This is a genomic window from Bradyrhizobium guangdongense, assembly GCF_004114975.1.
Classification (GTDB): domain Bacteria; phylum Pseudomonadota; class Alphaproteobacteria; order Rhizobiales; family Xanthobacteraceae; genus Bradyrhizobium; species Bradyrhizobium guangdongense.
In genome coordinates, this window is sequence record NZ_CP030052.1 from 326032 (window position 1) to 348850 (window position 22819).

22 protein-coding genes and 2 pseudogenes are annotated in these 22819 nt (G+C 59.4%); 23 read left to right on the forward strand and 1 reads right to left on the reverse strand.

Annotation, left to right across the window (positions count from 1 at the left end; translation table 11 throughout):
- The first annotated feature begins 34 nt into the window (after positions 1 to 34).
- From nifK to X265_RS40915, 10 genes are all read left to right on the forward strand, one after another.
- Complete coding sequence (gene nifK / locus X265_RS37155) at positions 35 to 1579, forward strand: nitrogenase molybdenum-iron protein subunit beta (protein ID WP_128929920.1); 1545 nt, start codon at positions 35 to 37, stop codon at positions 1577 to 1579.
- 117 nt (positions 1580 to 1696) lie between these two features.
- Positions 1697 to 3259 (forward strand): nitrogenase iron-molybdenum cofactor biosynthesis protein NifE, encoded by a 1563-nt coding sequence (gene nifE / locus X265_RS37160; RefSeq protein ID WP_128929921.1) that lies wholly within the window; start codon positions 1697 to 1699, stop codon positions 3257 to 3259.
- Positions 3260 to 3270: 11 nt separating this feature from the next.
- Positions 3271 to 4653, forward strand: a complete 1383-nt coding sequence (gene nifN / locus X265_RS37165; protein ID WP_128929922.1) for a nitrogenase iron-molybdenum cofactor biosynthesis protein NifN — start codon at positions 3271 to 3273, stop codon at positions 4651 to 4653.
- Between the two features lie 20 nt (positions 4654 to 4673).
- Positions 4674 to 5084 carry a nitrogen fixation protein NifX gene (gene nifX / locus X265_RS37170; protein ID WP_128929923.1) on the forward strand — a complete coding sequence of 137 codons (411 nt, stop codon included), beginning with the start codon at positions 4674 to 4676 and terminating at the stop codon, positions 5082 to 5084.
- 100 nt (positions 5085 to 5184) lie between these two features.
- Complete coding sequence (locus X265_RS37175; protein ID WP_232995640.1) at positions 5185 to 5334, forward strand: DUF269 domain-containing protein; 150 nt, start codon at positions 5185 to 5187, stop codon at positions 5332 to 5334.
- A gap of 11 nt (positions 5335 to 5345) precedes the next feature.
- Positions 5346 to 5579: a CCE_0567 family metalloprotein gene (locus X265_RS37180; RefSeq protein ID WP_128930194.1), complete on the forward strand. Its 234-nt coding sequence runs from the start codon at positions 5346 to 5348 to the stop codon at positions 5577 to 5579.
- Complete coding sequence (gene fdxB / locus X265_RS37185; protein WP_128929924.1) at positions 5485 to 5817, forward strand: ferredoxin III, nif-specific; 333 nt, start codon at positions 5485 to 5487, stop codon at positions 5815 to 5817. Before X265_RS37180 ends, fdxB begins: the two co-directional genes overlap by 95 nt.
- A gap of 846 nt (positions 5818 to 6663) precedes the next feature.
- A complete protein-coding gene (locus X265_RS37190; RefSeq protein WP_128929925.1) occupies positions 6664 to 6966 on the forward strand; it encodes a HesB/IscA family protein in 303 nt (100 codons plus the stop codon).
- A gap of 113 nt (positions 6967 to 7079) precedes the next feature.
- Positions 7080 to 7295, forward strand: coding sequence for a putative nitrogen fixation protein NifT (gene nifT, locus X265_RS37195; RefSeq protein ID WP_128929926.1), 216 nt, complete (start codon positions 7080 to 7082; stop codon positions 7293 to 7295).
- Positions 7296 to 7810: 515 nt separating this feature from the next.
- The gene (locus tag X265_RS40915; protein ID WP_164934261.1) at positions 7811 to 8008 is read left to right on the forward strand and encodes a hypothetical protein; all 198 of its coding nucleotides are present in this window, start codon (positions 7811 to 7813) and stop codon (positions 8006 to 8008) included.
- A gap of 122 nt (positions 8009 to 8130) precedes the next feature.
- On the opposite strand, the pseudogene X265_RS37205 reads toward X265_RS40915, so the two are convergent.
- Positions 8131 to 8826, reverse strand: a pseudogene (locus X265_RS37205) (transposase); the annotation flags it as partial.
- 554 nt (positions 8827 to 9380) lie between these two features.
- Here X265_RS37205 and nifB point away from each other — a divergent pair.
- From nifB to panC, 13 genes and pseudogenes are all read left to right on the forward strand, one after another.
- On the forward strand, positions 9381 to 10937 hold the full coding sequence (nifB, locus tag X265_RS37210; RefSeq protein WP_128929927.1) for a nitrogenase cofactor biosynthesis protein NifB: 1557 nt from the start codon (positions 9381 to 9383) through the stop codon (positions 10935 to 10937).
- A 10-nt stretch (positions 10938 to 10947) separates the two neighbouring features.
- Positions 10948 to 11187: a 4Fe-4S binding protein gene (locus X265_RS37215; RefSeq protein ID WP_128929928.1), complete on the forward strand. Its 240-nt coding sequence runs from the start codon at positions 10948 to 10950 to the stop codon at positions 11185 to 11187.
- A 943-nt stretch (positions 11188 to 12130) separates the two neighbouring features.
- Complete coding sequence (locus X265_RS37220) at positions 12131 to 12445, forward strand: nitrogen fixation protein NifZ (protein ID WP_128929929.1); 315 nt, start codon at positions 12131 to 12133, stop codon at positions 12443 to 12445.
- A 1404-nt stretch (positions 12446 to 13849) separates the two neighbouring features.
- Positions 13850 to 14734 carry a nitrogenase iron protein gene (nifH, locus tag X265_RS37225; protein ID WP_128929930.1) on the forward strand — a complete coding sequence of 295 codons (885 nt, stop codon included), beginning with the start codon at positions 13850 to 13852 and terminating at the stop codon, positions 14732 to 14734.
- A gap of 95 nt (positions 14735 to 14829) precedes the next feature.
- Positions 14830 to 15480, forward strand: a complete 651-nt coding sequence (locus X265_RS37230) for a nitrogen fixation protein NifQ (RefSeq protein ID WP_128929931.1) — start codon at positions 14830 to 14832, stop codon at positions 15478 to 15480.
- Between the two features lie 485 nt (positions 15481 to 15965).
- Positions 15966 to 16277: pseudogene (nifW, locus tag X265_RS37235) on the forward strand (nitrogenase stabilizing/protective protein NifW); the annotation flags it as partial.
- 180 nt (positions 16278 to 16457) lie between these two features.
- Complete coding sequence (locus X265_RS37240) at positions 16458 to 17300, forward strand: electron transfer flavoprotein subunit beta/FixA family protein (RefSeq protein WP_128955188.1); 843 nt, start codon at positions 16458 to 16460, stop codon at positions 17298 to 17300.
- An 18-nt stretch (positions 17301 to 17318) separates the two neighbouring features.
- Positions 17319 to 18425, forward strand: coding sequence for an electron transfer flavoprotein subunit alpha/FixB family protein (locus tag X265_RS37245; protein ID WP_128929933.1), 1107 nt, complete (start codon positions 17319 to 17321; stop codon positions 18423 to 18425).
- Positions 18400 to 19749 (forward strand): FAD-dependent oxidoreductase, encoded by a 1350-nt coding sequence (locus X265_RS37250; protein WP_283810024.1) that lies wholly within the window; start codon positions 18400 to 18402, stop codon positions 19747 to 19749. Before X265_RS37245 ends, X265_RS37250 begins: the two co-directional genes overlap by 26 nt.
- 31 nt (positions 19750 to 19780) lie before the next feature.
- Positions 19781 to 20077, forward strand: a complete 297-nt coding sequence (locus X265_RS37255; RefSeq protein WP_128929935.1) for a ferredoxin family protein — start codon at positions 19781 to 19783, stop codon at positions 20075 to 20077.
- Between the two features lie 200 nt (positions 20078 to 20277).
- Positions 20278 to 20511 (forward strand): hypothetical protein, encoded by a 234-nt coding sequence (locus tag X265_RS37260; protein WP_128929936.1) that lies wholly within the window; start codon positions 20278 to 20280, stop codon positions 20509 to 20511.
- 529 nt (positions 20512 to 21040) lie between these two features.
- Positions 21041 to 21919: a 3-methyl-2-oxobutanoate hydroxymethyltransferase gene (gene panB, locus X265_RS37265; protein WP_128929937.1), complete on the forward strand. Its 879-nt coding sequence runs from the start codon at positions 21041 to 21043 to the stop codon at positions 21917 to 21919.
- Between the two features lie 4 nt (positions 21920 to 21923).
- Positions 21924 to 22787, forward strand: a complete 864-nt coding sequence (gene panC / locus X265_RS37270) for a pantoate--beta-alanine ligase (protein ID WP_164934262.1) — start codon at positions 21924 to 21926, stop codon at positions 22785 to 22787.
- Positions 22788 to 22819 lie beyond the last annotated feature (32 nt).

Here is a 22819-nt window from a genome sequence, read left to right on the forward strand (position 1 = left end):
CGATAAACCAATCGCCGAAAAGGAGAGTGCCGCGTTGACACAGAATGCCGAACACGTCCTCGATCACTTGGATCTATTCCGAGGTCCGGAATATCAGCAAATGCTCGCCAAAAAGAAGGCGCTGTTCGAGAACCCGCATGACCAAAGGGAAGTCGAGCGGATCAGCGAATGGTCAAAGACGCGAGAATACCGCGAGAAGAACTTCGCGCGTGAAGCATTGACTGTGAACCCCGCCAAGGCCTGCCAGCCACTCGGTGCGGTGTTCGCTGCCTCCGGTTTTGAGGGCACGCTGCCCTTCGTTCACGGCTCACAGGGTTGCGTCGCATACTACCGAAGTCATCTTTCGAGACACTTTAAGGAGCCAAGCTCCTGCGTCTCTTCCTCGATGACTGAGGACGCCGGGGTGTTCGGTGGTCTAAACAACATGATTGACGGGCTCGCTAACGCTTACAACATATACAAGCCCAAGATGATCGCGGTTTCCACCACGTGCATGGCCGAAGTGATCGGGGATGACCTGAACGCCTTCATCAAGACAGCGAAGGAGAAGGGGTCAGTCCCGGCACAATATGATGTTCCCTTCGCTCATACACCTGCCTTTGTCGGCAGCCACGTGACCGGGTATGACAATGCGCTGAAGAGCATCCTTGAGCACTTCTGGGATGGCAAGGCAGGCACCGCCTCCAAACTAGAGCGCAAGGTGAACGGCAAGATTAATTTCATCGGTGGGTTCGACGGGTACACGGTCGGGAACATCCGGGAAATTAAGCGCGTCTTCGAGTTGATGGGAATCGAATATACTATACTCGCCGACAACAGCGATGTCTTCGATACTCCGACCGACGGCGAGTTCCGCATGTATGATGGCGGCACCACGCTGGAGGACGCGGCTAACGCGATCCATGCCAAAGCCACGATCTCCATGCAGCAACACTGCACCGAGAAGACACTGTCCTTCGTCGAGGGGCACGGTCATGAGGTTGCCGCCTTCAACTACCCCATCGGTGTCAGCGCGACGGACGAATTCCTAATGACTGTGTCCCGCATGACCGGCAAGCCGATCGCGAAGGCATTGGAGCGGGAGCGCGGCCGTCTCGTGGACGCCATGGCAGACTCCAGTGCGTATCTGCACGGCAAGAAGTTCGCGATCTACGGCGATCCGGATCTCTGCTACGGGCTCTCTTCATTCCTCCTGGAGCTCGGTGCAGAGCCGGCTCATGTGCTGTCTACGAATGGTGGCAAGGCTTGGGCAGAGAAAATGGAGGAACTGTTTGTTAGTTCACTGTTTGGCAAGAACTGCTCTGCATATCCCGGCAAAGATCTCTGGCACATGCGCTCCCTATTATGCACTGAGCCGGTCGATTACCTGATTGGCAACACCTACGGGAAGTACCTCGAGCGCGATACCGGGACGCCACTGATCCGCATCGGTTTCCCTGTGTTCGATCGGCACCATCAACATCGGTATCCCGTCTGGGGTTATCAGGGCGGCATAAACGTTCTTGTCAAGATACTGGACAAGGTCCTGGACCAGATGGACAGGACTGGAGCGGACTATAGCTTTGATATCATCCGCTGACGTAAATGATTTGGTCTAGCGCCGGCCAGAGCAGGGTCGACGGCCGGTGTCTAGCCAGAAAGATCCACGTCGCGGCACAAGGCTCGCGCGGCGGGTCGAAGAAAATAGGAGATACGTATGAGCGTCGACACGTCCGCCATCGAGGACGTCTTCAACGAGCCGGGTTGTGGCAGAAACGACAACAAGACGGCGGCCGAACGTACTATGGGGTGCACTAGGCAGTTGAAGCCAGGAGAGGCGGGCGGCGGATGCGCATTCGACGGCGCCAAAATCGCGCTACAGCCGTTCACCGACGTTGCGCATCTGGTCCACGGCCCAATCGCCTGCGAGGGCAATTCCTGGGACAACCGAGGCAGCGCCTCCTCAGGCTCCGATCTCTGGCGCCGAAGCTTCACGACCGACATGAACGAAACCGATGTAATCTTTGGCGGCGAAAAGCGCCTTTATCAAGCGATCGGGGAGGTGATCGGCAAGTTCGATCCGCCGGCTGTCTTTGTTTACCAAACCTGCGTGCCAGCCGCGATTGGCGACGACATCAAGGCCGTGTGCAAGGCTGCCGTGGCCAAGTTCGGTAAGCCTATCATTCCTGTAAATTCGCCGGGGTTCGTCGGGTCCAAGAACCTCGGAAACAAGCTTGCCGGCGAGGCGCTGCTTGAGCATGTGATCGGCACTGAGGAACCGGACTATACCACTCCCTACGACATCAATATCATCGGCGAATACAACTTGTCCGGCGAGTTCTGGCAGATCAAACCGCTGCTCGATGAACTTGGCATCCGCATCCTTTCTTGTATCTCCGGCGATGGGAAATATCACGAGCTGGCCTGTTCGCATCGCGCAAAGGCTGCGATGCTAGTGTGTTCCAAGGCGATGATAAACGTCGCCCGTAAGATGGAGGAACGCTACGGCATTCCCTACTTCGAGGGCTCGTTCTACGGCGTGCAGGATTCCAGCAACTCCTTGCGGACGATCGCGCGCATGCTGATCGAGCGCGGCGCGCCGCTGGAGCTTGGAGGGCGTACCGAGGCTGTCATCATGCGTGAGGAAGCAAGGGTACGCGCGGCGATCGAGCGCTTCAAACCACGATTCAAGGGTAAGAAGGTTCTGTTGATCACCGGCGGTGTTAAGTCGTGGTCGGTGGTCGCGGCGCTGCAGGAGGCCGGTCTAGAGATCGCCGGCACCTCCGTGAAGAAGTCCACCAAAGAGGACAAAGACCGCATCAAGGAGCTGATGGGCCGGCACGCCCTTATGATCGAGGAAGCGGCGCCGCGCGACATCTACAAAATGTTGATGAACTCCCGGGCTGATATGATGCTCTCCGGCGGCAAGTCGCAGTTCGTCGCGCTGAAGGCGATGATACCTTGGCTTGACATCAACCAGGAGCGTTCTCAGGCGTACATGGGGTATATTGGCATGGTCAAGCTGATGGAGGAGATTGATAAGGCGCTCTACAATCCAATATGGACCCAACTACGCCGTCCCGCGCCTTGGGACGAAGCGGAGGTCAATCGGCAGACCAACATCCCGCACACGGATTCGCACGCCGCAGAGAATTCCACCGCCGTGCGAGGTCATTCCAGCGCCGCCGGATTCAAGGAACGCGCCAATGCCTCGGGCAGGTGGGTCGTTGGGCACATTTCCGCTGCGCAGGCAACATGCGCCGTCCAGGCGTCGGAATAGGGCGTCTGCCAATGGCCATCGTCTCCACCTCCGAGAAATCCTGCACGGTCAATCCGCTCAAGATGAGCCAGCCGATCGGCGGCTCTTTCGCCTTTATGGGCCTTCGCGGCGCGATGCCGCTGCTACACGGCTCCCAGGGCTGCACCTCGTTCGGCCTGACCCTGTTCGTGCGGCACTTCAGGGAGGCAGTGCCGATGCAGACCACCGCAATGAGTGAAGTCGAGGCCGTGTTCGGCGGTCAGGAAAATGTCGAACAGGCGATACTTAACATCTACAATGGTGCGAAACCGGAAATCATCGGGATCAATTCGACCGGCCTGACCGAGATAAAGGGAGAGGACGTCGAACGATTCATTTACCTGATTCAGCAAAAGCACCCACAGCTCGAAAGGCTTCCGCTGGTTTACGTCTCGACCCCGGATTTCAAGGGCGCGTTCCAGGACGGCTGGGACAAGACGGTCGCACGAATGGTGGAAGTCCTGGTCCATCCCGTCGAGACGGGTCGGGCGCGGGATCCCGCTCGCATCAATGTTCTGCCGGGCTGCCACCTCACGCCAGGCGATCTCAATGAGCTGCGGACGATCCTGGAGGATTTCGGACTGAAACCATCCTTCCTGCCGGACCTGGCCGGTTCGCTCGACGGTCAAATTCCCGATGAGTTCACGCCCACCACGATCGGCGGCATCGGGGTCGACGAGATTGCGACAATGGGGCAGGCGGCATGGACGATCGCGATCGGCGCGCAGATGCAACGTGCGGCGGAGGCCATGTATGCGAAAACAGGCGTACGATTTCGCTTGTTCGAACGCCTCTGCGGCCTCGTTCCCAACGACGAGTTCATCGCGTTTCTGAGCAAGATCAGTGACCGGCCAGTTCCGCTAAAGTACCGCCGGCAGCGCGGCCAACTCGCGGATGCTATGTTGGATGCGCATTTCTACATCGGGGGCCGTAAGCTGGCGATCGGCGCCGAGCCGGACTTGCTCTTCGATCTCTCCAGCATGCTGTACGACATGGGTGCCAATATCGCAGTCGCCGTGACCACAACAGCCTCCCCCGTGTTGCAGCGTATCAGGACGGAGGAGGTCCTGATCGGAGATCTCGAAGATCTCGAGGAACTTGCCAAGACCCACGGCTGCAATCTCCTCATCACCCATTCGCACGGCCGCCAGGCGGCCTCGCGCCTTAACATCCCGTTTTTTCGCGCTGGCTTCCCGATGTTCGATCGTCTTGGCGCCGGCCACCAGCTCTCAGTCGGCTACCGCGGCACGCGCGATCTCATCTTCGGCCTCGCCAATCTTGTCATTGCCGATCGCGAGGCGAAGCACCAGCCGACGCCCGATACTTGGCGAAGCGTTGACCGCGACTTCAAGACCGTCCCGTCCTACCCGCAATAACCCAATAAGGAGAATAGATCTTGAAAGTCGCTTTTGCCACCCAGGATCTGAAGTGCGTGGATGCGCATTTCGGTTGGGCCAAGAACATCGCTATCTACGACGTCACTCCGGACGCTCACCGCATCCTTCAGGTCATCGAGTTCGGTGACGATCTCACGGAAGATGGCCGCAAGGATAAGCTGACGCGGAAAATCGACGCCATCAAGGACTGCACGATCCTTTATGTCGCTGCGATCGGCGGCTCGGCCGCGGCACGCGTCGTTGCCAACAAAATCCATCCGTTAACGGTGATCAAGCGCGAGGCGATCGAGACCCTCTGCATCAAGCTCGAAGATGCGCTGAAGGGCTCCCCACCACCCTGGTTGCGCAAGGCGCTCGGAGGTACGAGCAAAGCCCCCCTCCATTTTGACGACTGCAGGACGCTTCCATGACAGACGCTGCTTAACCCGCTTTCTCCCGCACTGCGACTCGAGTCGGCCGCGCTCGCAATCGAGAAAGCGACTGGCGTCATGATCTTGACGATACTTAGAGATGCACCTCGAAGAATTTGAGCGCATGGACCTGCTCGGCGGCCGGTTCATCGTCATCAACAAACAACCGCGCGACGTGAACCGCTTAGACTTCGACGATTTCGGCACGCTCGCAGCCACGGTTAATATGTCTGTCGGCCGAGCGGCGTAGGCCAATCGGACCTGCACGATCTATCGACGGCGCTTACGCCGAACTTGGCCTCGATCCTGAGCGTCGCGCAGAAGGCTCATGATGCCTTCACCAAGCTTGATCGCAAGCGCAAACAGAAGAGACAGAAAACAGCGCAAAATGATCGCAATCATGTCCTACGTAACCCGCGACGGACGCGCCTGGATACCGGACTATCTGGTATCAATCGATACCCAGAAGTGCATCGGCTGCGGCCGCTGCTATAAGGTTTGCGGCCGGCAAGTCATGACGCTGAAGGGCATCAACGAGGATGGCGAGGTCATCGGCCTCGATGATGATGATGGTGACTTAGAGAGGAAGGCCATGGTGATGCAAGACGCCGGTGCATGCATCGGCTGCGGCGCCTGTTCGCGGATCTGTCCTGCGAACTGCCAGACTCACACCCGGCCGCTTGAACTCGGGCCGGAGTGGACGAACCCGCAAGTCGATCCGCCGCCGTTTTAGGCAGCGTTCTTGGCCTCCGCAAGCCATCTGTCGGCCCGTGGGCGGCTCGGCGCCGGACATCACTGCGACGAACCCGATCGCACCCGTTCCCCCGCGTAACTTTTCTACTTGGAACTGTGAACACACCGAGCCCGGTGAACCTGACGACGGTCTGCTCTCTCGTGCGACCGTGCTCTGAGCCTCGAGGGCTTGTCCTTGAACAGACCGAACCCGCTAGCCGGCGTTGTGCGCCTGTACCACCATGCTCCGGTGCAAGTTGTTTTGCCGCAACCAGTGGGCAGCTCCTGAGCACGTTGTTCTTAGTGCTATGGAGCTTAGGTTAGCGCGGATGTGCTTAATGCCTAAGGCTCGGCAAACGCATCGCCGACAGCGAACTATTCGTCACCACGCCGATCATCGCTTACGACGCCCTGACCGTGACGCCCTAGCTTTGGGGTACGCCACGGCAGCGTTGAGACAACGAAAAAGAGCCGTTCGTGTCTGGTCCGATCGACCTCCAAGAAGGCGACGCGGGATGGGATGATAGTACACATCTATGGACGAGTCCGCCGACAGCGCCAGAGTTAGCGCCGCCGACCTGTCACAGGCGCGATGGTTTTCGGCCGCCTTAGTCCGCCGGCGTCGACGAACGTTTCCATACATGGGATTCCGGACTGCTGTGTGCGGTACGCCCGGTACAGCTGTGCCATTCCGCTTCTCGTGCGCCACCGAGGCCGGTTGTCGCAGATCCGACACGCGAGGCGGAGCAACGGGCGGTGGCGGCGAAATGCCAGTGATTTCCGTCTTCTGTGTGCTCTGGCACGAGAGTTGCGATCTGTTGAACGATCCATAACAGCGGGACGTGCGATGATTGATTTGACGGAGAGCGCGGTGAATGCGGTGAAGGCAGCGATCTCGATGGCGCCGCAACAAACGAGCGGTTTGCGCATCATAGTCGAAACCGGCGGCTGCGCCGGGTTCAAGTACGTGATGGCCCTCGCCGTGGAAGCCAATCCGGACGATACTGTTATCGAGCGTCACGGCGTCAAGCTGTTCGTCGATCGCAAGAGCCTGACGCACCTCAACGGCACCACCATGGACTTCGTCGTGGGTCTAGATGGCTCCGGTTTCACGTTTGATAACCCCAATGTGAACTCACACAACGACTAACGAAGTAGCGATGTGATGCACGCACTGCCCGAGTCCCTATGGAATCAGAGAGCATCGCATCCGCCGTGCGAAGAGCGCACGAGCAGCGGCTCCCGCAACCAGAAGTTCAGATCATGAAAGTCACGATCCGCCGCTCAACGGAGACCGGTCTGTCGATTTACGTGCCGAAGAAGGATCTCGAGGAGCCAATCGTCGAAGCCGAGCACGAGACGCTGTGGGGCGGGTGGATCAAGATCGCCAATGGCTGGGTGCTCGACCTGCCGCACATGGCCTCCGACACCCAGTTGCCCATCACGATCAGCGCCAGGAAGCGGGGCGGAGAGGGATAGGAGTGATGAATGCGCTCGCCCCATACACGAATTCGCCGGCCCCACCCCGGCGCTGAAGCACATCAGAAGACCTCACCAAGTCCGCCCATGCCCCGTGAGAAGGCACCCCTGCAAGCGCCTTCGCCAAGCCACATTCGTTTTCGCCGCTTAAGTTGCCGCCAATCAGAAGAGGCTAGTAAAATTGCGCAACGGGAAGCCCTCTTCGCCGGGCGCTGCCATTTGACCCCGCCCACCTGGCGTAGCCCGCACCGATCTCGGCGATGATCGCTGGTACGGTTTTTTTTATGGCAAGCCGCGAAAGAAGGATGGACCACAGTCATAAGGCGTGCTGCATCGGCTACGGTCTTCACGTTTTTCGCCTGCAGCAGAAAACGGGCAACTCCTGCGCACCTACCGGGCTGTTGAAGAACTCAGCCGCGTCTACAGCGAACGCAAAGTCGTCGCCAATGTGGATCTAGAAGTGGCTCATCGCCGACACATGACAACTCGGTGCGGGGCGATCCGTGGCGGGTGACTTGGCAGCCATCAAGGAAGCCCTTCAGGGCAGCGAAGGCACATTTGTTGTCGGGCTTGTCCTCGAAGGTGAGATGCGCCTCTTCGACAAGATCGAGAAACTCTCTGTCCCGGTTGTCCATCTTGACAATGTTCGTCAGCGACCGGCCAAGCCCCAGCCGAAGCCGTGCACCTTAGCCTTCAGCCCGGTCCCGCGATAAGATTCGGCAATCGCACCAGCTTGTAGGCGGTGGCAACGAAGATAGAGGCCCATTTGGCGCGCTCACCACCATGAAACCTGTCTCTTGCCCGGCAACCGTATTGATCCCGCCGAATGCCTCCCGACCCGCTTGCAGATGCGCTGGCTTACGGCTAGTGACCGACCCAAACTCAGAGCTACGGCCGCTGGTATTCTGTGAAACATGCGCGTCACGTTCATCGAGCGCGGCTCATTGACGAACTCTTCCGCATCGTGGGCCGGCCATTCAGCACGCGGCTCCATCATGTGCAGCGCTGCGATGCATTCGGCATGCCCGCCAGCATGAGGCAGGCGTCGGCCAGCCGGTCGTGGCGGTTCTGCATCAGCCCGTGTCCACAGTGGCGTCCTCTTGCCTTTGCCCTTCCTGCAGCGCGGTAGCGCCTAGCATCGGGACTGGTGGTCGACGCATGGAGGTCCTTCCAGCGTGTTTTGGCTATGGAAGTCGGGCCGGCGGCTCGCCAGAGTCGTCCTTCGGACTGCCGATTGAGCACCCGGCCGCCGTTTTTCGAGAACATCGAACATCCCGGACCACGTCGTCACCCCCGATTGCGACAAACCAGCGGACAGCGGGCGGGTATTCCAGCCGCTCTTCACAAGCCGTTCCGCGCGGATCAAATAAAACGCCTGCAACAGCGTCGCCCGCAGCAGCTTCACTCTGCGAGATCGCAGCCCGTCCAATCGTCGAATAGAGCGCAGCGCAGTCCCGCTCCAACGCCGACAGCGCCTCGTTCACAATCGTTAGAATCGCGGCGGATGATCACGCCGCACCCGCGTCTCCAGATCAAGCTAGCTATACAGCTCGCCCATTCGATTATCGCCGCGACCCAGGCACCATCTCCGAAGTTTGTCGGAGCCGCCAATGGATCACGGTACCACCATCAGCGGCGAGCGACTTTTTTTCAACGGCCTGCTAGAACGCGACGGACGCCCCTACGCTTGGCGGGCGTCCCCCTTCGGCGCGCGACCAAACGCTGTCTTTAGAGCGAACTCCTCTTTGCGCCCTGGGCTTCAATTCGATTCATTTTAATTTGCGCGCGCGGCCAGGTTCGGGCTGACGCTCTGGCTCATGATAGCCAGATACGATCGGTCGAACCGGGGATGCGCAGACCATTTTCGTAAAAGCGCTCTCTGGTAACGCCAAATTCGTCCATTTTCCAACGTGCGTCGGCTACCCGACATACTCGACTTCTGTAACGACCAATCTTGCAGGCGCAAACCAGCGCATGGACCCAACGCTGGCATAGAGGTTGCTGAAGGCCGTTCTAGAACGACGCATCAGACGCTTGGCAAGATCCGAGCTTCCAATCTATTCGGTCTCCAGGGAGAATGACCAAATGTACGCTTCAGCTCAACACGGCGCTAGCAGGAGCGATATCCTCACCGCTCTCGGCGATACCAAGCAGGTCGGGCGCAAGAGCTGCAGCACCTCAGGTTGTTGCGGTCAAGGAAAGTGCGGATCGCAAAAAGGGCAGGGAGATCTGCCGTCCGGACTCTGGGACAAAGTGAAGACCCATCCATGCTATAGCGAGGAGGCGCATCATCACTACGCGCGCATGCATGTCGCGGTGGCACCCGCTTGCAATATTCAGTGTAACTACTGTAATCGCAAATACGACTGCGCAAACGAGTCGCGCCCTGGCGTGGTCAGCGAGAGGCTGTCGCCCGAACAAGCTGTCAAGAAAGTACTGGCGGTCGCCTCGGCCGTCCCGCAGATGACGGTGCTCGGCATTGCTGGCCCGGGCGATCCGCTGGCGAACCCCAAAAGGACGTTCAAAACCTTCGAGCTAGTCAAGACCGCGGCCCCCGACATAAAGCTGTGCCTGTCCACAAATGGGCTTATGCTGCCGGATTACATCGACGCCATTTCCAATTTCAACGTCGACCATGTCACGATCACCATCAACACGGTCGATCCTGAGATCGGCACTCGGATCTATCCTTGGATCTTCTATAAGCACAAGCGTTACACCGGCCATGAAGCGGCTAAGATTTTGACTGAACGCCAGCTTCAGGGGCTTCAGATGCTCACCGAGCGCGGTGTCCTCACCAAAGTCAACTCTGTAATGATACCGGGGATTAACGACCATCACCTTGCGGAGGTCAACAAGGTAGTGAAATCGCGCGGCGGTTTTTTGCACAACATCATGCCGCTTATCTCCTCACCGGAGCACGGCACTGCTTTCGGCGCCAGCGGTCAGCGTGGCCCGAGCCCTCAGGAGTTGAAAGCCGTTCAAGACTCCTGCGAAGGCGAGATGATTATGATGCGGCACTGCCGTCAGTGCCGCGCTGACGCTGTCGGTCTGCTTGGCGAGAGCCGCACCGCCGAGTTCACCATCGAGAGGATCATGTCAATGGAGCTGAACTACGATATGGACACCCGTAAGGCTTACCGAGCCAAGGTCGAGAAGGAGCGCGCCGCTATGATTGTGGCAGGGCATGACGCGCTTGTCGGACTGGCGGATGTGTCAAGCGACATCAAGGTGCTGGCTGCGGTCGCGACTAAGGGCTCTGGTCTGATCAATGAGCACTTTGGCCACGCTGCGGAGTTCCAGGTTTACGAGCTCTCGAAGGCAGGGGCGAAATTCGTAGGCCACCGCCGCGTCGATGTCTATTGCCAGGGCGGCTACGGCGAGGAGGGCAGCTTGGCTTCGATTATCAGCGCAATCAATGATTGCCACGCAGTGTTCGTGGCTAAGATCGGCGCCTGCCCGAGGGAGGCCCTGATCAAGGCAGGCATCACGCCAGTCGATCAATTCGCCCATGACTTCATCGTCAAGTCGGCGATCGTGTGGTTCACAGCCTATCTGAAGAAAGTCAACAGCGGCGAGATTGCACACGTGCAGCGCATTCAGGCCGGCAGTCGCAACGCCACGGTTATTTCTGCAGCTTGAGGAGACATCAATGCCATTCAAGATCGTTTCTTCGCAATGTACGGGCTGCTCCGCCTGCGAGCTGGAATGTCCGAATGCAGCAATCTTTGAGAGGGATGGCTCTTTCGTAATCGATTCAAAGAAGTGCACTGAGTGCATCGGGCACTTCGACGAGCCGCAATGTGTGGCCGTTTGTCCTGTGGACAGAACCTGCGTCATCGATACCTCGCTACCGCGCTACCAAGCGCCTGCTAGAGGGGAAACAGCATGACCTTCATGGTCATACCGACAACGCGCCAATCGACGTCAAGAATGCCCCGCAGCGACCGCGGCATTGGAGGCAGCTTTCTGCTCGGGCGACTGCTCCCAGCCTGGCAGCCGCCCGAGCGTAACCGCTGAGCCCCGACCGGCGGGCCGGGTCGCCGAGCGGCGGCTCGAGATCCAGGAGCTACTGGAGCTCGACCCCAGCGATACAATCGACGCCAAGGTTTTGCTGAACGTGTTCGAGAGGACAGACACTATGATGAGTTATGGCGGCGTCGAGGCTCTCGACCGGAACGCCAGGTCGACGCAATCGTTGTCTGAATTGGCGGTCCATGGCGCGGGCGCCTACCAGATCAGTCGCGCTTAGGTGTACCATTGCTAGCACCGCACCGCCTTTTCCTCGCCCAGCGCCTCGACGAGGCCCACCCGCCATATTCGCGTATCGTCGCTGCGCAATCGCAGTAGGGCTCTCATTCTGGTCTTGCGTCACCTCTGCTGGGCGATCTCGTCAACAGATCCGCGGGCATCCCCTCAACGCCTGGCCGAGCAATTTGGTGTGCCGTCGCGAAACGCTCCGCATCGCGCGACGAAGATGCGAGTTCGAAAGCCGATCGAGAATGGCAGCCTGCAGCCGATCGTTGCCGGCGAGGCCGGCGAAAACTCAGATGCTAGCATGTACCGGCTAACACCGGAGCTCCCTGGAGGGATAATCAAGACGAGGCCAATGTCCACCCGGTCGTGGCCCAAGGCATTTTACGCATGGCTACCCGGCATGCTTACCTAACGCCACGCTGCAGTGCACTTGACGGCCCGCCATCCGACATCCATTTCAGCGTTACGGCTCGTGCCGTGGCTGGCGAGCTCATGGTGCGGGGCGAAAGCCATGATAGCCTCGTGCAAAACGCGCGCGGCCGCCGGCCACCCCTCCGCTGGAGCGAGGAAATGCGAGTATGAGCGACCACGTGAACGACGACGACTTTATCGAGCTAACGGCCCAGCCGTTTTTCAGCTATGGAGAGAAAGTGCGGGCAACGCGCACCATTCGAAATGATGGGACGTATGCTGGCAAGGAGATCGGCGAGGTTCTCGCTGTGAAGGGCGAGATCGGCTATGTCGTCTCGATTGGCACCTTCCTCCAGCGATTCTACATTTATGGCGTCGATTTCATCGAAAGCGGTCGCCGCGTCGGGATGAAGCGCAAGGAGCTTGATCGCGTTGCGCCGCGCGACGGCATCAGGCACGTCCAGTTACCGGACGAGTGCTGATAGTCGCGCTGGATTGACAATTGTTAGTCGCCGGCACGTAAGGGGCAGTCGATCGGCACCACGACCGCGTCTTTTCCAAGAATCGACCGACGATGTCTAGGCGCGCGCCGACCAACTAGGCGCATTATGTTGCTGACCGACACTATGCAGACCTGTCGATCCAAATCGTTGATTCCGCGGGTGGCGGTCGGTCGCCTCCCAGGCGAGAAAGCGGGCGGTACGCATGCGCTTGCGGCACGAAGGCATCACCGGATGCACATCGAAACATGAGAGGGCACACGAGCGACGCATCTACGTACGATTATTCCAGTGAGAACGTGCTTTTATGGAAGATCGCACACACGGCGGTGCTTCTGCACGGCAGGACAACGGCGGCCGGTGCACACTTCCGGCTCTTCGCTGGCCAATGGCCGGCCTGAGGCCTCGCGATCGACGCTCGCTTCAGCGCTCGTCAGCCAGGGGTAAGACCAGAATATCCCAGAGCATTGGCGTAACTAGGCGCCGCCGCATCCGACCCGGCTCGCTCTATCTCGGCTCTCGGGTTTCCCTGCCGCGGCCAGTCCAGCCATAACGTGACAGGCGTCTTCCTAAGGAAGCCGCACCATCGCTGTGCGGTCCATTGCTCGCGCCAGAAGCTCCTTCTTATCGCGCTTTGGCGAGGCGCCTGCAGTTCAGGTTGCCCGAACGTCTTCAAGCACCTGCATGATTGCAACAGCCGTTAGCGCCAGTATTCATCGCTTATCCGTGGCTTCGTCGCACTTGTCGACGACAGCGAGATGTTCGCGCCGGGAGCGCGCTTCCTGCCTTAGGCGATCGGTTTAACGCTGCGCTCCATCAAGAAGGCGCCGAACAGCAGCCGAGCAGGGTTCAGCCAGCCCACGCCCCTTTCGGGAGAGTCGGCCTCCGCCCGAGGCGAGGCTGTCGCTCTCGATTCCCGCATGCGACAGGCTCTGGGCGGCATAGCTGATCCACTTTCGTCCGTCACAGACATTGGACAATGGCTCCTTAACTGTCGCAATACCGATCTGCACCGACGCGTCTAAACGCTAGCGCCCAACCTGAAGCAACCTTTCCCCCGCCTATGGCGGCGCAGATACGCTGTGATCTTACCATGGCGGCGCTCCTTTGTCTGGATCCTCACACTGGCCTGACTTTCGTAGAGGCGACATCCCTTCCAACTTCGGCTCCGGGCGAACCACTTTGCGAGCGTACTCAGCGCCTTAGTCCGCGCGGAGCCAACGGCACACCAGTTGCACTTCGCATACAGCAACACGGTGGGAGCTGAGAGCTCGGCTGGCGGCTCCAAACTCTCCCTACCGAATCCTCGGGTCGCCGCTTCTGACGGTGGCTCAATGCGACGCGAGACTGCGCGGTGCTTTTGGCACCCGCTTAATGGAGATGAACATGTCGTCACTGAGGCAAATCGCATTTTACGGCAAAGGTGGTATCGGAAAGTCGACTACGTCCCAGAACACGCTCGCAGCGCTTGCTGAGATGGGCCACAGAATCCTTATCGTGGGATGCGATCCTAAGGCGGACTCTACGCGCTTGATCCTGCACGCTAAGGCGCAAGACACCATTCTCAGCCTCGCCGCCAGTGTCGGCAGCGTCGAAGACCTTGAGATCGAGGACGTCATGAAAATCGGATATAAGGACATCCGCTGCGTGGAGTCCGGTGGTCCAGAGCCTGGCGTCGGTTGTGCTGGGCGGGGGGTCATCACCTCCATCAATTTTCTAGAACACAACGGTGCCTATGAGGACATCGACTACGTATCCTACGACGTGCTCGGCGACGTCGTCTGCGGCGGCTTCGCAATGCCGATCCGCGAGAACAAGGCGCAGGAAATCTACATTGTGATGTCCGGCGAGATGATGGCCATGTACGCCGCCAATAACATCTCCAAAGGCATTCTGAAATACGCCCATTCAGGCGGCGTCCGTCTTGGGGGGCTTGTCTGCAACGAGCGTCAGACCGACAAGGAGCTGGAGCTAGCGGACGCGCTGGCGAAGAAGCTGGGAACTCAGCTCATCTACTTCGTGCCGCGAGACAACATCGTGCAGCATGCTGAGCTGCGCCGCATGACGGTGCTGGAGTATGCGCCGGACTCCAAGCAGGCGGATCATTATCGCAACCTTGCATCCAAGATACACAACAACGGCGGGAAGGGCGTTGTTCCGACCCCGATCAGCATGGACGAGCTGGAGGATATGCTGATGGAACACGGGATCATGAAGGCGGTAGACGAGAGCCAGATCGGCAAAACCGCGGCCCAGCCCGCGACGCCATAAGGATCCTGCCGGTCTCCTCGTCTCATGGGGCCGGCTATCCAGCGGTCTTTCCAATAGCGGCGGGGCATTTCTTGGCTGAGGTGCAAGCGAGTAACATGGAAGTGTCGAACTCTCGATCGGCTGAGCCGAGCGCCGTTGTGCAACAGGTCGGAATCGCGCTCTATCGACTGCTCACGGGCAGCAACCCAGCGGAAGCCGAAATCAGCGCCGACGATGATTTCGATCGTCATGCACTGGCCTCAATCCTGGTCGCTGCCGCGTTGGATGGCGGCTCGATCGTAGAACGCGTTGGAATTCCAGAGCATGCCCTGAGAAAACTGCTCGCCGGCTTTTTCCCGGCGGCCGCGGCCCGCGCCTTCACATGGATACCAAACTCATCCTCCGACGTCCATGACGAAACCGCTGTCCTGCGCGAGCTCCTGCTCGCGCAGCGTTCGACTGCCGGCGACGTCGGCCATTGGCTCGCGGCAATGGTAGCGCGACGTGCAATGGAGCCTCACCACCTCTGGCAGGATCTCGGGCTGCGCGGGCGTACGGAGCTGTCCCGTCTCCTGACGCGCCATTTCGCGCCACTGGCCCGCCGGAACACCGGGAATATGCGTTGGAAGCGCTTCTTCTATCGCGTGCTCTGCGAACGCGATAGTTTAGGTATGTGCAGGGCGCCAGTCTGCACCCAATGCGCCGATTTTGGTCGTTGCTTTGGCGAAGAGAGCGGTGAGAGCCGCCTGGTCGAACGCAAGCTGTAGCTGAGGTGGCACGTGCATTGCTCACTTCGATGATTGGAATGAATATGGAAAGACCCAGATGACGGCACCCCGCCCGACACCATCAGACCTTGATCAGTCCCGATCTCTCGTCGACCAACAACATCATCTCGACCGATGGCACACCAAGCGCCAACCTCCAGAAAGCAAGACGGTGCCGATCGCATCAGCGCTAATTTCCGCAAGCATCAACAACGCCACAGCTTCATGGGGAAGTGACGGCCTTGCGCGAACACCGGTCCGTCGTGCCAGCCAACTCGTCCGACGACGGTCGGCTCCGGACTACCAGCATCGGCCACTGTTGCCGACGCCCGGAGTGAGCGCGCCGATGCGGACTCGCGGCGTGCAGATCGCCACCAATTAGATCGCACCGGGCCGGACGTTGAGGCGCAACGCTCGCTCGGCATATCAGCGCACCCGCGAAGCAGACCCGGCCGGTAGAGACCGCAGAGTATGAAGGAACTTGAATGTCTGATGGAATTATCGCGCGCCTCAGCAAAGCCGCTTCTGCCGAAGAGTTCTTCGCTCTGTTAGGCGTCGACTACGATCCTAAAGTGGTCAACGTTGCGCGGCTGCACATTCTCAGGCGCATGGGCGAATATCTTGCTAAGGAGAGCCTTAGCGATCTGGCGGACGACAGCGTTGCTAAACGGTGCAAACTCGTGCTTGAGCGCGCATATTCAGATTTCGTCACGTCACCGCCGATTGAACAGCGCGTGTTCAAGGTCTTAAAGGACGCCGCGCCCGACACCAAGCCTGTACCCGTACTAGTGCAGATTGGTAACGAAATTGAACTGCCCTCTGTCGGACTGGCTACGCCTAGTCGCAGCGGCGTACTGCCCTCCGGGCGCCTAGCGGTTACACCCGAAACCTCCGCCGACTGAAACGTTCTCGTTCTCGTTGGTGTGATTGCCATTCCACTCTGAACTGTTTTGGGGAGATTAGTCTTGGAGAAGATCATGCACTTGCTCGTTTGCATCAAGCAGGTTCCAGACTCCGGACAGATCCGCGTGCATCCCGTGACAAATACCATCATGCGTCAGGGCGTGCCGACCATCATCAACCCGTACGATCTCTTTGCATTGGAAGCTGCCCTTGAGCTACGCGATCAGTTCGGCGGCGAAGTCACGGTGTTGACTATGGGCCCCCCTTCTGCCGAGGACAGTCTTCGCAAGGCGCTCACCTTCGGCGCGGATCGTGCGGTGCTCCTGACCGATCGCTTTTTCGCGGGCGCGGACACCCTAGCCACAACCTACGCTTTGGCGACAGCGATCCGTAGGATCTCGAGCGAGTTCGGCGCCCCTGACATTGTCTTCACAGGAAAGCAGACCATCGATGGAGACACCGCACAGGTCGGCCCTGGCATCGCAAAACGGCTTGGCCTGTTTCAGCTCACCTATGTTGGCAAGATCAGCGCACTGGACTTGCATGCCCGCACCATCGACGTCGAGCGACGCTCTGAGGGTGGCGTCCAGTTGCTTCGGACACGGCTCCCCTGCCTGGTCACGATGCTCGAAGCGACGAACCAGATCCGCCGCGGTGCGATGGCTGATGCGCTGCGCGCTGCCCGCGCGACGATCCTGAAATGGAGCGCGCAACAGGCGGGGGTTGATGACATTTCACAATGCGGCTTGCGGGGCTCGCCCACCGTCGTCAAGCGCGTTTTCGCACCAGCCGCCCGCAACGAGAAGGCCACGATGATAGAGCCTGACGAGCAGCCCGCGGAGGCATTGATCAACGCTATTTTCAGGTGCCGGCCGGCCCTCGAGATCGAGCTCGCGGCACTGGCGCGCGGCTATTGAGCTAAAGAAAGGCGCAACATGAATACCGCATCTGAAATCGGCGCTTCCCCTTCGAGTCGCGCCGCGGCTAAGAAGCAGCTGTCTGACCGCTTCAAGACCTACAAACATGTGTGGGTCTTCATCGAGCAAGAACGCGGCCAGGTCCACTCTGTATCCTGGGAGCTAATGGGCGTTGGCCGCAAGCTTGCTGACAAGCTCAAAGTTGATCTCGCCGCAGTGGTGATCGGGCAAGAGGGCGAGGCATCGCAGGCCGCCGCTACCGAGTCGTTCTGCTACGGAGCCGACCTTGTCTATATGGTCGCCGATGATCTGCTCAAGGACTATCGCAACGAATCCTATATCAAGGCGCTCACCAAGCTCGTCAATAGCTACAAGCCCGAGATCTTGCTCCTAGGCGCGACCACTCTAGGCCGCGACCTAGCAGGTTCAGTCGCAACGACATTGCGCACTGGTCTGACTGCCGATTGCACAGAGCTCGACGTCGATGCCGACGGTTCCCTCGCCGCGACGCGTCCGACCTTTGGCGGCTCGCTGCTATGCACGATCTATACGCTGAACTACCGTCCGCAGATGGCTACAGTCCGGCCGCGCGTGATGCCTGTGCCAGAACGCTGCGCGCGCCCGATCGGCCGCATCATCACCCTCCCGCTTGGACTTGTCGAGGACGATATCGTAACGAAGGTGCTGTCGTTCCTACCGGATCGCGATTCCGCACGATCCAATCTCGCTTATGCCGATGTTGTCGTTGCCGGAGGCCTCGGCCTTGGTTCGTCTGAAAACTTCCGGCTCGTGCGCCGGCTCGCCGACGTGCTAGGTGCCGAGTTTGGCTGCTCGCGCCCCCTGGTGCAAAAGGGTTGGGTCACATCCGACCGGCAAATTGGCCAAACCGGCAAAACCATCAGGCCAAAGCTCTACATCGCCGCCGGAATCTCCGGAGCCATTCAGCACCGCGTCGGTGTCGACGGCGCCGACCTTATCGTCGCCATCAACACCGAAAGGAACGCGCCTATCTTCGAGTTCTCGCATTTAGGCATTGTCGAGGACGCGATCCGGTTGCTGCCAATCCTGACCGAGGCGTTTCGCGCCCGGCTGTCGCCGCATTCGCGCGACCGGATCGCAGGATAGGACAAGGAGAGACCTCGTGACCGCGGAAACATTTGACATCATCGTCGTCGGGGCAGGTATGGCCGGCAATGCAGCGGCGCTCACGCTTGCCAAGCACGGCCTGAAGGTTCTTCAGCTCGAGCGTGGCGAATATCCCGGGTCGAAGAACGTGCAGGGTGCGATCCTCTATGCCGATATGCTGGAGGCGCTTGTCGCTAACTTTCGACAAGACGCGCCGCTTGAGCGGCATCTGGTCGAACAGCGCTTCTGGATGATGGATGACCGCTCTCACACCGGCCTGCACTACCGCTCCGACGACTTCAACGAAGAAAGGCCGAACCGCTATACTATCATCCGCGCTCAGTTCGATAGGTGGTTCTCGCAGAAAGTTCGCGAAGCTGGCGCCACGGTGCTATGCGAGACAACGGCAACCGAACTAATGCAAGATGCTAACGGCAAGGTGGTGGGTGTGCGGACTGACCGCGCCGATGGCGAGATCCATGCTGGCGCGGTGGTCCTCGCGGAAGGCGTCAACGGCCTTCTTGGCACGCGGGCCGGCGTACGCAAGCGGCCTACGCCGGACACGGTCGCACTCGCCGTGAAGGAGATGCACTTCCTACCGCGCGAAGTTATCGAGGCCCGCTTCAATCTTAAGGGCGATGAAGGGCTCGTCATTGAGGCTGCGGGCACCATCTCCCGCGGCATGACAGGCATGGGCTTCATCTACACCAATAAGGAATGCATCTCCCTTGGCATCGGATGCCTGGTCGCGCACTTCACAAGCACCGGGGAAACACCGTATGGTCTGCTCGATCGCTTCAAGCGGCATCCTTCGGTCGCTCCGCTGATCGAGGGATCGGAAGTCAAGGAATATGCCGCTCACCTCATTCCCGAGGGTGGCTTCAAGGCCATTCCGCAGCTATATGGCGAGGGCTGGGTCGTCGTAGGCGACGCCGCTCAACTCAACAACGCTATGCATCGCGAGGGCTCAAACCTCGCAATGACATCGGGGCGACTCGCGGCCGAAGCGATCATCCAAGTCAAGTCGCGCGGCGCCCCAATGACAGCGACGAATCTGTCAATTTACAAGACGATGTTGGACCATTCGTTTGTCATTAGGGACCTAAGGAAGTACAAAGACATGCCCGCGCTGATGCACACCTACTCCCGGAACTTTTTTCTGACATATCCGGAGCTCGTCTCGGAATCGATGCAGAATTTCTTGCGGGTCGACGGGACACCAAAGGCCGAAAAGGAAAAGCAATCACTAAACTCCTTCGTCAAGAGCCGTTCGTGGAGCGGCCTGCTCGGTGATGCCGTTCGCCTCGCGCGCGCTTGGCGGTAACGCTTCTCTCACACCCCCATGAGGGCTAACCATGTCGACCGACCGATCCGCGCGCGTCGAGGACAGGCTATTCTACAACCGCTACCTGCTTGATCCTGGGCACCCTCACATCAAGGTGCGGCCACACACGATGCCATCCTCGGAGCTCGTGAGCATGCTGACAACCTGCCCGGCTCACTGCTATGTAGCTAACGACAAGCACCAGATAGAAGTCGCCGTGGACGGCTGCATCGAGTGCGGCACTTGCCGCGTGATCTGCGAGGAGAGAGGTGACATCGAGTGGAGCTATCCGCGAGGTGGTTACGGCGTACTGTTCAAGTTTGGCTAATAATTCGGCTCAACGTAGCTGTGATCTTTCAGGAAGTGCCCATCCGTTCTGAACCGAGAAAGCTGAGTTTCCGAAGCTGCAGTGTTCTGGGAGAGACCGGATGAACACCCACAAGAATGCGCCGTTGATGCCCAAAGGTCGATAGGCGATGCTGCGGAGGAGTAGGCTGCCGCAAGCCGATGGCTGACCTGTGAAACATCTTGCCGAAGACGATTGAAAATAGGTCAAGCGGTTCCGCGCGGAAGGTGTTGCTTGGTTGCGCAATCGCTCCTCCAGACCCTTTCGTCGCCAAGTCCCGCCAGCCACATGTGCAGGCTTCGACGCATTGCGCCGACATCTACACCGGCACGCAGATCGCCGACCAGGTCGAAGTGTCGACGGCCGCCGTCAGCCATCCTCGTCGCTTAGAATTGAACCGGATCGCGAGGAGCTGACTGAGCGGGGAAGGCCGATATGAGCGTGAAAGCCCAGGCGAGATCATTCACATCGACATCATAACGCTGTGGCGTTTTTGGAGGGATCGGAGACGGCATTACCCGGCGCTCCCAGCCCGTCTACATTGACGACCACTCCCGTGTCGCCTTTTCCGAGATCAAGCCATTGGCGCCCAAGGGACGCTGCTGCCTTTCGGACGTCCCTAAGACCCGCGCGGCATTTTTGGTTCGGCGTGCAATAGACGTGTTTCTGTTGCCTAACCTCGTCTGCAATGTCCCCGGCCGCGCGCCGCAAGCCGTCCATCACCGGAACAGTTGCGCCCCTCCACGTGCTCAACGCCGCGGGATTTGGTTACGCGAAGAAGTACTCACACCATGATCGCGCAATCATCAAAACCTCCGGCCTGCTGATGTTGCCATTCAGAGAGACATTTTCTCTTTCTTAAATTGACCATTGACCCATTTCTGTCGTCTCCCCTAAGAAGCGCAGCTGCAACGAATGCGGATTGAACACAACCGGGGATCGCAGATGAGCCACATATCTCAAGCGCCCAGTGCGCGAGTGACGATTCCGCTCCTTCAACAATGGAAGGAGGAACGGCGGCGCATAACGATGACCACCGCCTATGACGCCGTGACAGCGCGGATTGCCGATTCCATCGTCGATATCCTCCTCGTGGGCGACAGCGTCGGCAATGTCTGTCTCGGCTACGACAATACCCTTCCGGTCAGCATGCCGATGATGAACTATCATCTGGAGGCTGTCGCGCGCACAAGACCTCGTGCGCTGCTCGTGGCTGATATGCCGTTTCTCAGCTTCCATGTCAGCCCGCAGGAAACTATCCGCAACGCAGGTGGCTTCCTGCAACGGGGAGCAGATGCCGTCAAGCTGGAAGGGGGCGCCAAGCGCATCGACATGATACGCGCGCTGGTCCAATGCGAAATCCCGGTGATGGGACACCTCGGCCTCACCCCGCAAAGCGTCAACGTCATGGGCGGCTTCAGGGTGCAGGGTCGCACGAGCGAGGCTGCATTGCAACTGCTCGAGGACGCGCACCGGTTAGAGCAAGCGGGATGCTTTGCGCTCGTGCTCGAGGGCATTCCGGCCGAGCTTGCAGCGCGTGTGACCGAGATCCTGAAGATTCCGACCATTGGGATCGGCGCGGGAGCGAAATGTTCGGGCCAGGTACTCGTGTTCCACGACGTGGTCGGATTGACGGAGGGGCACCGGCCGAAATTCGTGCGCCCCTATTCGAACGGATTTCAGGTCTTGCAGGATGCCCTCGCAAGCTGGGCGACCGATGTCCGGGAGGGCACATTTCCGGACGCTCAGGAGTCCTACCGTTTGCCGGAATCCCTGGCGGAGGTCGTCGCAAACTGGACGCCAGGCGAGCGGGACGGAATTTAGCGTCGTGCGCACCATAAAAACCGTCCGCGAGCTGCGCCGCGCCCTCGCTGGTCACAAACCGAATGGTCGCGTCGGATTTGTGCCCACAATGGGATACCTGCACGATGGTCATCTCGCGCTTGTTAAAGCGAGCCGGGCACGCTGCAACACCACGGTCGTCAGCATCTTCGTCAACCCGGCCCAGTTTGGCCCGAAGGAAGATCTCAGCGTGTATCCACGGGACTTCCCCCGAGACGAACGACTGTGCCGCGAGGCTGACGTCGATATTATCTTTGCTCCCGGGGCGGAGGAAGTGTATCGGTCGGGGTTCGACACCTTTGTCGAACCGGGTGCACCGGCACAGCCCCTCTGTGGCCCGTTCAGGCCCGGCCACTTTCGGGGTGTTACGACCGTCGTCTGCAAGCTGTTCAACATGGTGCAGCCTGATCTGGCGTTCTTCGGACAAAAGGACTTTCAGCAATGTGCCGTAGTGCGGCGGATGGTCACCGATCTCAATCTCCCGATCGAAATCGTCACCGTCCCGACGGTTCGCGATCCGGACGGGCTCGCCATGAGCAGCCGGAACCGCTATCTCAGCGCTCCTGAACGCAGCAGCGCCCTTTCCATCAGCCGCGGCCTTTTCGCAGCAAAGGCTGTCTTTCAGGCAGGCGAGCGCGATTCCATCCGGCTGTTGTCACTCGCCAGGCAGACTATAGAGATCGACGAGCTGCAATACCTGGAAATCGTCGATGCCGAAACGCTCACGCCAGCTACAAGCGAGCTGACGCGTCCTGCTGCGATTTGTGTCGCAGGTTATGTTGGCTCAACCCGGCTGATCGACAACATCCTGCTCGATACCACGGAGGCTCGCAGGCTGACCGCGCGGTGATAAGCGAGCACGATCTCCGTCGCGCCAGGAGG